This is a genomic window from Polaribacter aquimarinus, assembly GCF_003129485.1.
In the GTDB taxonomy this organism is placed as follows: Bacteria; Bacteroidota; Bacteroidia; order Flavobacteriales; family Flavobacteriaceae; genus Polaribacter; species Polaribacter aquimarinus.
Genome location: NZ_QFFG01000002.1, coordinates 137,695 through 150,627 on the forward strand (window position 1 = coordinate 137,695; position 12,933 = coordinate 150,627).

11 protein-coding genes are annotated in these 12,933 nt (G+C 28.0%); 4 read left to right on the forward strand and 7 right to left on the reverse strand.

All coding sequences use genetic code 11. The features are described from left to right. The first annotated feature begins 71 nt into the window (after nt 1-71). The 3 genes from DIS07_RS04090 (at nt 72) to DIS07_RS04100 (ending at nt 2,561) form a co-directional block, all read left to right on the forward strand. Nucleotides 72-1,265 carry a peptidogalycan biosysnthesis protein gene (locus DIS07_RS04090; RefSeq protein WP_235869089.1) on the forward strand — a complete coding sequence of 398 codons (1,194 nt, stop codon included), beginning with the start codon at nt 72-74 and terminating at the stop codon, nt 1,263-1,265. Further along, entirely contained in the window at nt 1,255-2,118 is an 864-nt protein-coding gene (locus DIS07_RS04095; RefSeq protein ID WP_109403967.1) for an acyl-CoA thioesterase, read from the forward strand. The genes DIS07_RS04090 and DIS07_RS04095 overlap by 11 nt, the downstream gene beginning before the upstream one ends. A 98-nt stretch (nt 2,119-2,216) precedes the next feature. Beyond that, complete coding sequence (locus DIS07_RS04100; protein ID WP_109403968.1) at nt 2,217-2,561, forward strand: SdpI family protein; 345 nt, start codon at nt 2,217-2,219, stop codon at nt 2,559-2,561. A gap of 6 nt (nt 2,562-2,567) precedes the next feature. On the opposite strand, the gene DIS07_RS04105 is transcribed toward DIS07_RS04100, so the two are convergent. From DIS07_RS04105 to porZ, 5 genes are read right to left on the reverse strand one after another with little or no spacing between them, the layout of a single operon-like run. After that, complete coding sequence (locus DIS07_RS04105; protein WP_109403969.1) at nt 2,568-4,079, reverse strand: phosphoethanolamine transferase; 1,512 nt, start codon at nt 4,077-4,079, stop codon at nt 2,568-2,570. After that, complete coding sequence (locus DIS07_RS04110) at nt 4,045-5,064, reverse strand: acyltransferase family protein (RefSeq protein ID WP_109403970.1); 1,020 nt, start codon at nt 5,062-5,064, stop codon at nt 4,045-4,047. The genes DIS07_RS04105 and DIS07_RS04110 overlap by 35 nt, the downstream gene beginning before the upstream one ends. 29 nt (nt 5,065-5,093) lie before the next feature. Further along, entirely contained in the window at nt 5,094-7,580 is a 2,487-nt protein-coding gene (locus DIS07_RS04115; RefSeq protein WP_109403971.1) for a TonB-dependent receptor, read from the reverse strand. Beyond that, entirely contained in the window at nt 7,580-8,302 is a 723-nt protein-coding gene (recO, locus tag DIS07_RS04120) for a DNA repair protein RecO (protein ID WP_109403972.1), read from the reverse strand. The genes DIS07_RS04115 and recO overlap by 1 nt, the downstream gene beginning before the upstream one ends. A gap of 1 nt (nt 8,303) precedes the next feature. After that, on the reverse strand, nt 8,304-10,637 hold the full coding sequence (porZ, locus tag DIS07_RS04125) for a type IX secretion system anionic LPS delivery protein PorZ (RefSeq protein WP_109403973.1): 2,334 nt from the start codon (nt 10,635-10,637) through the stop codon (nt 8,304-8,306). Nucleotides 10,638-10,724: 87 nt separating this feature from the next. Between porZ and DIS07_RS04130 the strand changes: the two genes are divergently transcribed. Then, nucleotides 10,725-11,198 carry a CYTH domain-containing protein gene (locus DIS07_RS04130; protein WP_109403974.1) on the forward strand — a complete coding sequence of 158 codons (474 nt, stop codon included), beginning with the start codon at nt 10,725-10,727 and terminating at the stop codon, nt 11,196-11,198. A gap of 190 nt (nt 11,199-11,388) precedes the next feature. Here DIS07_RS04130 and trhA read toward each other — a convergent pair whose 3' ends face one another. Both trhA and DIS07_RS04140 read right to left on the reverse strand, forming a co-directional pair. Continuing rightward, the gene (trhA, locus tag DIS07_RS04135; protein WP_109403975.1) at nt 11,389-12,027 is read right to left on the reverse strand and encodes a PAQR family membrane homeostasis protein TrhA; all 639 of its coding nucleotides are present in this window, start codon (nt 12,025-12,027) and stop codon (nt 11,389-11,391) included. Then, entirely contained in the window at nt 12,024-12,710 is a 687-nt protein-coding gene (locus DIS07_RS04140) for a lysophospholipid acyltransferase family protein (protein WP_181374529.1), read from the reverse strand. The genes trhA and DIS07_RS04140 overlap by 4 nt, the downstream gene beginning before the upstream one ends. Between the last annotated feature and the right edge of the window lie 223 nt (nt 12,711-12,933).

Sequence of the window (12,933 nt, forward strand, 5' to 3'; positions counted from 1 at the left end):
AACCAGAGTAATGCATCATAAAAATAAAATTTTGGATAATTTAGAAAGTTTAACCTATTATATGAATTAATTTGATTTTTTGCTCTAACACAAACAACGCTTTATTTTTCTTTTCTGTGGATGAAATTCCAGAGAAAATATGGCAATCTTTAAATTGTGAAAATAATAAGTATTTTGGCAGGTGCTTTTTAAAATCTATTGAAAAAAATCACTCAAATATTACCTTTTTTTACATTGTTTTAATAGATGAAGATAAAAATACTACTGCTTTTGCTTCAATTCAAATTGTCAACTTTTATATTGATGGAATTCGAAATGATTTAGAACTATTAGTTCGGAAAATCAAAAATATTGGAAGAAAATTACATATCATTCCAAATAAAAAACCGTTAAAATTATTAATCTGTGGAAATACTTTTGTAAGTGGAGAACATGGTGTTTTTATCAAAAAAAACCAAAATAAAAAATTAATTATTAAAGAACTAGCCAAAGCAATTTCTCATTTTTCTAGTTCAAATAAAAAGCTAAAAGCTGATGCTTATCTCTTAAAAGATTTTGTAAATGAATCGCTATTTATTACAAATGAATTAAAAGAAGATCATTATCACCCTTTTTTGGTAGAGCCAAATATGTTGCTTACAATATCTAAAAATTGGAAAACTTTTGATGATTACTTAGCCTCAATGAAAACTAAATTTCGAGTAAAAGCTAGAAAAGCATTCAAACAAAGTAATTTTCTTAAAATAGAAGAAGTTACTTCTAAAAATATAGACGAACAATTGCCAAAAATGACAGCTTTATATCAAAAAGTAGCAGATAATGCAGATTTTAATTTGGGCAATTTTAATTTAGCAACTTATAAAGATTTTAAAGAAAAATTAGGCGAAAATTACATTCTAAAAACCTATTGGTTAGAGGATAGAATAGTCGGTTTTATCTCAGGTATCATCAATCAAAATTCTTTAGATGCACATTTTGTGGGTATTGATTATGAGTTAAATAGAGAATACGCTATTTATCAAAGAATGCTCTATGATTATATTGAAATTGCGATTAACAAACAACTAAAAACACTTAATTTTGGAAGAACTGCTAGTGAAATAAAAAGTTCTGTGGGTGCTGTTCCACAAGATTTAACGATGTATCTTCGTCATAAAAAAACCATTACTAATAAAATTTTAAAGTTATTTTTGCAACGTGTACAACCTACTCCATTTCAACAGAAATTTCCTTTTAAAAAAACAACTCCTATCAATGAAAAATAGCAAAGAACTTATTGAGCTTTTAAATCTTACAGATTTAGGTGAAAATAATTTTAGTGGAAATAGCATTACAATTGGAAGTCCACACGTCTTTGGAGGTCAGGTTTTAGCGCAAGCTGTAAATGCAGCATATAGAACCATAAGAGAAACACGTTTTTTACATTCTTTACATTCGTACTTTTTGGAAGCTGGAAACTTAGAAATCCCTATTAATTATCACGTAGCAGAAATGAGAGATGGTGGTAGTTTTTCTACAAGAAGAGTTACTGCAAGTCAAGAAGGCAAAACCATATTTATTTTAGCAGCTTCTTTTCATAAAAAAGAAGAAGGTTTTGAGCATCAAACCGAAATAAACAAAGACCTCAAACAGCCAGAAGAATTGTTAAGTTGGGATGATATGTTAGCACAATTTGGTGATTTCTTACCAAAATCTACTAAAGATTTTTTAAGTATTAAAAGACCTATAGAATTTAAACCTGTTAGAGTTCCAAATCCTTTAGACCCAAAAGATTTACCTGCTAACGAACACGTTTGGTTTCGTTTAAAAGGTGAAAAACAAACTCTTGATTATAGAACAAAACAAGAAATTCTTACGTATATTTCTGATTATAATATATTAAATGCTGCTTTTAATCCGAATGCAAGTAAATATAATTTTGGAAACACAATGACTGCTAGTTTAGACCATTCTATGTGGTTTTTTAGAGATTTTGATTTTGATGATTGGATGTTATTTTCAGCAAAATCTCCAAATACTTTTGGAGCTAGAGGTTTGGCAAAAGGAAATATTTTTACAAGAGATGGAAAATTAGTTGCCTCTTTTGCCCAAGAAGGATTATTAAGACCTAAAAAGTAGGAAGTTGGAAGTTGGAAGTTGGAAGTAAAAATATAATATCAGTTAGAGTGATTTTGAGGCACGAAAAATTGTATCGAAAACTAATAAAAAATTAAAATATGAGTCCATTTGTATACGTTTTAACCACTAATGGTTTGTTATTTTTATTAAGTATTATTTTTTGGAAGTTTCCGCCAAAGAAAATTAACAATTGGTATGGTTACAGAACACATAAATCGATGTTGAATCAAAAAATATGGGATTTTGCAAATGCAATATTCTGTAAAAATTTATTGGTTTACGCTGGTATTTCATTTATCGGTGGTTTAATTTTTGCAAATTTTGCAACTATAGAACTTTCTTGGCAACCAATGGTTTTAGTCTTATTGTCTGTTTTAGTAAGTATTATAAAAACAGAAAGAGCTATATCTGATAACTTTACGGAAGAGGGAAAGGAGAAGTAATCGTAATTAATTAAAAATACTTAGCTCCTTTTTGTATTGGTAATTCTCAATTTTAGAAAGATCTAAAATACTATGAAACAGAAAATCTGTTGAAATAGAATCGTATTTTTTAGTTTTTAATTGATTTATTTTTAAAGGATAACTTTCTTTGAATTTATGTGAATACCAAACCAACATTGCAGGATTTTTAGAGGCAACATGTTCTTGAGCATGTAACCATTTTCCGTCTTCTCCTAAAGTTTCTCCATGATCTGAAATGTAAATTAGAATTGTTTTTTGTGGTGATTTTTTTAATTTTTCTATCAATTTATTTAAAAAATTATCTAGGTATAAAATGGTGTTATCATAAGAATTTATAATCGCTTTATGAGATGAAGAGCCCAAATGTTTACTTGAAGTTACTGGTTTAAAAACCTCGAATTCTTCACTTACTCTATCATTGTAATACCAATGACTACCAATCATATGTAGTGTAGATATTTTATTATGATTCAAAGAACCATCTGCAGAAAAATACTCTAACAATTTTAAATCTTTTTCTTTTTTAAAACTTAAAAAAGAATGAAATTTATCAATTAATTTTACTGTTGTATTGGAATAAATAATGTCTTTATAACTTTTTTCTAAAGATTGATTCCCTATCCATTCTGTTATAAAACTAGCTTTATTCAGAACAGAAAATAAACTTGTAGATTCTAAAAATGCTTCTTTTTGATAAATTGATTTATCAGTTAAAATCTGCGGTATACTTTTAGCTGTAAATGTAAATGGAGTAAATACTTTTTTAAAACTAACTAAGTTTTCTTGTTGTGATAATAACGGATTAGTATTTCTATGATACCCATTTAAAGATATATGGTCTGCTCTTACAGATTCTCCTAAAACTAGCACTATATGTACGTTATTCTCTTTGGTAAAGACGTCTTCTTCAATCTTTTTTAATTTAATCTTGGACTTTTTAAAATACTTTAAACCACCAAAATAAACACTATAAGGAAGCCTATTTTTAAAAGCATCGTATTTATAGTTTTCTACTATAAAAAAGCATAAAACTCCTAAAATAGCAACAAAAAACAAAGGTGATTTAATACTGCTTTTCTTCGAATTCTTATGAAACTTAAAAAACAATAGAATGCAAACAAGAGAAAGTAAAAGAAAAAACACAAACTGAAAACTAAAAACATCTACAGCTATATCAATATTAGTTTCTAAAATTGCTTGAATCATTCCTACACCAATAGTAAGGTCTTGTGTATAAACCCAAAAAGAGAATGAGGCTACTATTATGAATAAAATTGGAAATAAAATTTTAAAGACTTTACCTACCAAACTAAATAGATATATAAAACCAAATAAAGAGAAGTGTAATAATAAAAAATGTGCTAAATAGACCAAATTGCCTTTAAAACTCTGAAAAGGAAAATGCACATAAGAAGCAATAGTAATAAAGATTGCTATTAAAACATGTAAGCCTAAATGAAATCTAAGTTCTTGTTTCAAAAGTTTTCTTTTTTCCATTTAGTATGGGTAGTTTTTTATTAATAATTAAAATTATTGGATATAAAATAATTAATTGAATTACTACCAAAATTATTTTTTCTAATTCACTAAAACTAAAATTTTTTGCTCCTAAAAACACAAGTAACAACAATTTAATAAAAGTTAAAGACCTAATATGCAGAGCTAAAATTGGAATTGTATTCTTGCCAAGAAACCCTAAAATTGGAATTTTTTGAAATCTTTTAAAAAATAACATCCAAAAACTGATTCCTATAGTTCCATTGAATAAAAATAAAAATTCATTACCATAAATAGATCTATACATGTCTACTTTGACATTAAGATTTAAAGAACAAATAAGGTGTATGATAAATAAAAAAAATAGGATTATAGTTTCGTATTTATACTTCTTATCTAAAAAAAGTTCTCTAAAATAATAGGCTAGCGCATAAAAAAAGAGTGAAACTAAAGCAACATCTAAACTCCAAATAACATGAATGTGAAATACTTTAGGGATTAAGAAACCTAGAATTATGAGAGCTATTAAACACAATATTTGATAGCTTTCTTTAATTATTTTAAGAATAAATCCAAAAAATAAAAAAGTAAAAAATATAGCTGGTAAAAACCACATTTGCAATCCCCAATTCATATACTCATGACCACCTTGTGCAAATAAAATTCCTGTGAAATTTTTAAACACACTCAACCCTAAATTAGCAGAGTCTCCAAATTTTCTTCCAATAAAAAACCAAAAGAGGAATAAAAATGTACTCCAAAAAAAATAAGGTATAAGAATTTGAAAAGCTCTTTTCTTTATAACTGAAAAGTTAATTCTTTTTGGGTGAAATATGCCTGCCAAAAAAAAGAATAACGGCATATGAAAACTGTAAATATAAGTTTCTAAAAAAGGATAATTATGCCCATAAACAACTAAAATAATACCAAACCCTTTGAGGACATCAATCCAGTTTATTCTTTCTTTATTGTTTGTTTTTATCATTTCTGCTGATAAAAATACAATAATTACTTTTAAAAATTAGCCACAAAAGAAAGTGATAAATTTCTTCCTGGTGAAGAAATCCCTGAGGCAAATTCTATGTAATGTTCGTCAAATAAATTATTAACTCTTGCCTGTACCGAAAAGTTATCATTCATAAAATAACTTCCATTTAAACCAATAGTCATCCAACTTGGAGATCCATAGAACTTATCTGTATCGTTAATCGCGTTAGTGTCTACAATTGGTGTTAAATCATGATTATCTATACCTTCTGTAAAATTAAAATCTTCGATATCTTTTTTGCTATTAAATCTAAAGTCTGCACTAAATTCAATTTTATCTTTTTTATATATCATTTCAAATTGCCCAAACAAAGGCGGAATAGAAGACATTGGCTCTTCTGTATCATAAGTTCTTCCTTTTGTGTAAGTAATAAAACCAGAGGTATTAATGGTGTTAGAAATTTTACCTAAATAATTTAATGTATAACCAAAAATATAAGCAGTTCCTTTATTTTGATTAGAAACTGCATTACCAAATTCTCCATCAAATTCTACTTGTTTTTTACTTCCATCATCATTTAAAATAAAATCTCTTTGAATATAATTATCTAACAAAGTATAGTAAACATTAGCTCCTAGACGAAATCTTCTCTTATTAAAATATTTTTGAACGCTCACTTCTCCACTGTAAGCAAATTCTGGTTTTACATTTATATTTGGTACAGTTACATTACCTGCTTTTTCTCTTACTCTTCCAACATCATCTATGTTAGGAGAACGAAAACCAGAAGATAAAACACCATTTAGTTGCCAATTTCTATTAGGTCTATATACATAACCCAAAGTTGCAGTTATTGCAGAATTATCTGTACTAATATCTGTTTCTGGTAATTGTATAAATGTTTGATCTTTCCAAATAGCTTCTAGGTGAGTATTTGTATAACGTATACCAGAATTTAATGTAGACTTTCTGTTTAAATCTTGCCTATAACCAATATAAGCAGCTGCACTAAAATAACTACTTCCTGCATCTGGATAACGAGATTGGACTTTAAAATCGTTAGAGAAACCTTTAATTTCCCCATTTACAATATTTAATTCTTTTCCATAAGAGTTAGAATTAACATTGTTATAAGCAAGTTCAAAACCATAAGAAAGATTTCTACTTTTATCATTAGTTAAAGGCACAGAAAAATCTCCATTTAAACTAAAAACATCAACACTTTCTTTTCTATATGATCGCTCTAAACTACCAAATTTACGTTGAATTCTACTTTCTTCTATGTTTTGATAAGCAGCCGTAATTGCGCCACTTTCTAGCCAATTTTTATTAGGATTAATCAATAACTGAGAAGAAACTAAAAATCTATTTTGTGGCCCATAGTACCATTCTGCAAATTTTAAAGAAGAAGTATCTGTTATATCTTTTAGTTCAGTTTGTCTATCAAAACGGGGTACATTTGAAGAAGTAGAATATTGTAAATTAAATTTTAAATCTGTGTTTTTTGATAACGGAATATAAAACTTCTGCAATACATCTGTCTGATTATAACCAGTATTTCTCAATAATTCTGTATCAGAATTTAATGTTGGATTTGCATTGTAATTTCCATTTACATTTTCTGAATAATAAAAAACTTTTCCCCAATCTTTAAAACTATGAGTTCTGTTTGAACCCGATTTTAAGTCTCCAAAATCACTATAAGAAATACTAGTAAAAGATGCCCAATTGCTAAAACTTACTTCGGCTGAAACATTCGTTGTAATTTCGTGATTTATGCTTGAAAACCTAGAAAACAACTGACTTTTAACTTGCTTATCTTCTGATATTTTTGGTGTTTTAGTATAATAATGAATCACACCCCCTAAAGCATCTGAACCATAAATTACAGATGATGGCCCAAAAACAACTTCGGTTTTATCTAACATATTTGGCGCAACACTTATCGAATTTTGTAGATGTCCCTTTCTGTATATGGCATTGTTCATTCGAACTCCATCAACTACTAACAAAACTCTGTTAGATTCCATTCCGCGAATTACTGGACTACCTCCTCCAAATTGCGATTTTTGCACTTTAATACCAGGTATGGTAGCTAATAAATCTGCAGACGTTTGAGGAGAAACTTTCTGAATATCTTTTGCAGATAAAACGGCTATCTGTTCTGCAATTCTATTTGTTTTTTCATCCTTTTTAAAAACAGATAAAACAACTTCATCTAGTTCTTCTGACTGTTTTGTTAAATAAACAATATAGTTTCGTTTTTTTAATGAGTTCTTTTTTATTCTTTGTATAGCGTAGGAAAGATGAGAAAAAATAATTGTTTCTTTTTCTTTAAAAGAAGAAACAACAACAAAACCTTCTTTATCAGAAGATAAATTAATAGTTAATGCTTCATTAAAAACGTTAACATTTTTTACAACCTTCCCTGTTTTTTGATCTAAAACTTTGATTTTTTGAGAAAAAGTTACACCGCAAATTAAAAAAATCAATACGAAAATTATATACTTCATCAACTAAAAACTGCTTCTAAAATTTGTAACGATTTTGGGTTTTTAAATCCATCCAAATGTAGTTCAAAATATCGAATTATTATTTTTAAAACTATTTGCCTTTCTTGTTTACTAAAAGACACTTTTTCTATACTATCAAAATGTATGCCTAACAACTTTTTAAATTGATAAAATTCATTTCCAGAAATGATGCTTTTTTGCGAAGAAACCTCTGTAAAATTACCTTCAATTAGGTTAAATCCTAGTTTTTCTTTTTCTGACAAATCAGGATAAAACCCTAAATATTTTGTTAGGTTTAATAAAAATAATAAATGAAAGTTAGCTATTTTATTGTGTAAATCTAACCAAATAAGACTAGTTTCTATATACTTAAATAACAACTCATTTTTTTCTTCCTCTTTAATCGCATAAGTCAAAACTTCCGATAAAAATAAGACTACAGATTGTTTAACAATGTCTTTATAAATTGTCTTATAAGGGTTAGAAATCCGTACCTCTTTTATAGTGTTAAGCTTTCCTTTGTTATTATGATTTGCTACAATTTTAAGGTTCGTTAGTGGTTGAAAATATGCTACTTTTATTCCACCTTTTTTAGCTTTTAAAACTCCTTTAATTATGTACGTTTTCAATCCTTCTTCTTGGGTATAGCATTTAACTATTAAACTAGTATCGCTATATTTGAGAGTACTGAAAACAATTGCTTTAGTGGTTACAGTTGCCATTCTAATTTACGATTGCAATTTTAGTAACTGCATTTTCTGAGGCATCATCATTAGACAATAAGACAATATAAACACCCGTAGAAACCTTATTACCGGCTAAATTTGTTTTATCCCAAACTACTTTTCCACCTTGTAACTCTTGTCCTTCAACTACATTCGTTTCATAAACTAAGTTCCCAGATACATCTAAAATTTTTACATTGGTCCCTTTTGGTAAATGTGTTCCATTTCTACCATCAATAGTTACAGTTTGATGTATTTTTAAAGCTGGATTTGGATATGCATAAACATCCGCCAAAACCTCACCAAAAGGAGCAACTTTACTATTGTAAGCCACAATTCCTTTGTCAGTAGCAAAATAGACTTTACCCGTTTTATTATCTACAGCTATTTTAATAATTCTATTAGATGGTAAAGGTGAATTCTGCTTACTAAAGTTTGCAATGGTTGTTTGTCCATTTGGATTTGTATAAATAACCCCACCGTTATCTGTTCCAAACCATTTATTATCTGCACCATCTACTACAATTGAGTTTACAGTTTGATCACCTAATAATCGATCTCCAAAACCATCTTCATTGGCATTAATAACAACTGGTCTTGCGTTTGGGGTACTATCATCAAAAACACCAGATCCATTACTATAAACAGATAAACCTGATTTAGTGCCTAACCAAACTCTATTACTTCCATCTACAGCTACAGTTCTTACATTTAAATCTGGTAAATTCCCAACATTAGGTGAAGTTACAAGAGCTTTTTTTCTATTTCCGTTTTCATTAAAAGCGTATACTCCATTTCTTCTTGTTCCAATCCATTTTGTACCACTATTATCTATAATTATTTCTGTTAAACCAATAGCAATTTGATTACTAGTAATAGAAGACAAATCGTAACTAGACCACTGACCAGATGATGATAGTTTTTTTAGTTCTTCTGAAACAGCAACATTAGCAACCCATAAGTTTCCACTATTATCAAAGGCTGTCCCTGAAATTCTTATTCTAACTGTGGTAGGGTCTGAACTAGAATTCTCAATAGTACTGTTTCTATTATTGTAAAATGTTTTTATAATATTATTTTCTACTTCTAACAAACCACCTGTAGAAACACTATTCTCATCTTTTGTACTACCAAAAGAACTTATAAATACACGATTTTCTGCATTAGGATCTATGGAAACGTAGTTTAAATCTCTTACAGGAAAATTAGGATCATACCTGGTATTAATCCATTTTTCCCCATTAAAATGAGAAAAACCTTGTTCTTTTAAATTCGGGGCATAAGTAGCATCATAACCTCCATAAACAACCCATAAACTATTGTTTTGAGCTGCAATTGAAAATACATCATTCGATAATGGTCCTTCTGGATGAATTTCAGAATAACTAATTGGTTGATTTTGTTGAGCTACTAAAACTCCAAATTCTTTAGACCCTAGATACACTGTATCATTATCAAAAAAAGCGGTATTTAGTGTAAAGTTAAAATCGCTAGCATTTGAGAATTGAGCACTATTGTTTAAATTTAAATCTAATATTAACGCAGAATTGTTAAAAGCTACAGAAAGTCTAGAGCTTGATGATTTTATACTTTTTACTTCTTGAAAAAAATCTCTAGCTTCTGTTATCGTTTGCCCATTTATACGATATAACTTTGTATTTTCGATTACAAATAATTGATTGTTAAATTGAGTAATTTCTGTAAAATTTCTTCCAGAAAAATCTTGCTTCCAATTATTAAAATCTATTAAAGCATTATTAGAAACATTGGCAGTAAAAAGTCCATCTCCTGTAGCTGCAACAATGCTTCCATTAAAAATAGCAGTTTTATTAATTTTAATTGCTCTTGAGCCGTTACCGATAAAGTAAGTATCTCCGAATTCTAACTTTTCGATATCATACACTACAATTGCAAACGGAGTAGCTAAGTATAATTTATTATCAAACTTAGAAATATGGTTAATGCTTTTTTCTCCAGATTGATTAAAATTTACAATATCTGATGAAATTGTAATGGTTCCATCTTCATCAACCACTTCTACTAAACCGTTTTTGTATCCAATTACCAATCTTTTAAATTGGGTATCATAAAAAATTGAAGATGTTGTTTCTCCAGATAAGCCTTGTATTGATGAAATTTTATTTATTTCTTGATTATTAATATTGTATGTAAAAATTGCATTATCTGTTAGAGCATAAATAATAGCATCTACTTTTACAAAATCTTTTACGTTATTATATGAATAAAAGTCTTCCCAAGAATCGCTATAATTTGTCTGAGCATGTAAAAGGACACTAAGAAAGAAAAAATAAAATAAAATAAGTTTTTTCATTGTTTAGTTTTGATTCTCAAAGATATTTATTTAATGTTATAATAACGATAAAACAGCTTACATTAGTACAAAAATCAATAAGAATTTATGAGTATTGAAATAGAACGAAAATTTTTAGTTAAAAGTGATAATTTCAAAAAGCAAAGTTTTCAAAAAAAACAGATAAAACAAGGGTATTTAAACACAAATAAGAACAGAAATGTAAGGGTAAGAATTACGAATAATAGCGCATATATAACTGTTAAAGGTAAGTCTAACGCATCTGGAACATCAAGATTTGAGTGGGAAAAAAAAATCGATGTCAAAGATGCTGAAAAATTACTTCTTTTGTGCGAGCCCTCAATTATTGATAAAACAAGGTATTTAGTCAAAAGAGGTAAACATATTTTTGAAATTGATGAATTTTTTGGTGATAACCAAGGTCTAATTATTGCAGAAATTGAATTAGATGCTGAAGATGAAAAATTTGACAAACCAAACTGGTTAGGAAAAGAAGTTACAGGTAATGTAAAATACTATAACTCAAGCATTAGCAAGCATCCGTTTAAAAATTGGTCATAAAAAAACCTCGAACAAAAGTTCGAGGAAATTTAATAAACCTACCCCCTAAATAAGATTTATAATACTTAACTAATTAACATATGTCAATTTTATTAAGTATTACAAAAGTAATTTTTTTTTATGAATTACTAAAATTTTGAATACTTTTTATTTTTTTAGAGTCCCCGTTAAATATTTGCTAATTAATGTACTACAAAGTATAAATAGCAAAAAAATGACTTGCACTTCCTAATAAAACGAAAACATGAAAAGTAGCGTGATTATATGGTAGCTTTTTAATAGAATATAGAATTGCACCAATGGTGTAAAAAATACCCCCAACAAATAGTAGAATTAATGCTTTTTCACTTAGAACATTCATTAAGGGTTTAATAAAAAAAACAACTTGCCAACCCATTAATAAGTACATAGCTGTAGAGACTTTGTTATATTTTCCTGTAAAAAATAATTTTAAAACAATGCCTATTAGTGCAAAAATCCAAACGGCTAAAAACATATACCAGCCTAGGCTAGAATTTAAAGCTACCAAACAAAAAGGAGAATAACTTCCTGCAATTAATATATAGATTGCTGCATGGTCAAAAATATTGAGACGTCTTCTTTTCTTAGGGTCTATCGCTGCATGGTAAAAAGTTGAGGCTGCATATAAAATAATCATACTTAAACCATAAATAATTATGCTAGTTGGTTTCCAGAAACCTGTATAAGTGATTGCTTTTAGAATTAGAAAAGGAAAAGCAATTATACTAATGATAAAACCAAATCCATGAGACCAAATATTGAGTCGTTCTTCAGTTTCTGAATAGCTGTAATTAAATTTTTTACTCATTTTTTTCTATTTGTGTCTTTCATGTATTTATTATCATTTACTAAATCTTCATAAATAACTTCAAATGTTTTTTGTTGTAGTGGTTTCATATCTTTAGCTTCTAACCCTTTGGTTGCAATAAATTGATGTTGACGCACTCTAAAAACTCCAGGTTTACCTTTTAAAAAGTCCCATGAAAATAAACGTTTGCAATCAAAATAGACTTGAGGAACAATTGGAATTTGAAACTCAATAGCCAAACTAAAAGCACCTTTTTTAAAAGGTGCTAAAATAACATCTTCGGTTGGCACTAATCCTTCAGGAAAAATTGCCATACTAACACCATTCTGTAATCTTTTTTTAGCCATTTCGAATACTCTTTTTCTACTTCTTATACTACTTCTATCTACCATTATTACCGTTTTTTTATAAAAAAAACCAAAAATTGGAATTTGTGCTAACTCTTTTTTCCCTACAAAAACTATTGGATTTTTACTCAAGACAATTAGTATAAATGGGTCCATCAGTGATGCATGATTAGGACAAAACATGTAACTTTTATTAGATTCTATTTCCTGATCAAGCTGAATATCTAGTCGAAAACCCATACCATAAATTAATACTTTAGACCAAATTCTGACTAGTTTCCAGAGTAAGTGATAGTAATCTTCTTTTGCAGTAAAAATGATTAATAAAGGAGACATTAAAATAATTGTGGTAAACATTAATATGTAAAACCACAATCGCCAAATCAATAAAAAAGGAATTTTTATATACTTCACAGAATCTTAAAACGCTATTTCATAATTTTAATTATATGTTAACTTGATATAAATAAAAATCATTTAAAACCAAATGTAGTAATATTCTTTTGTTTGATGGATTTTATCAATCAAAACCTTACTTTTGTCATCGTAGATGGTTTTT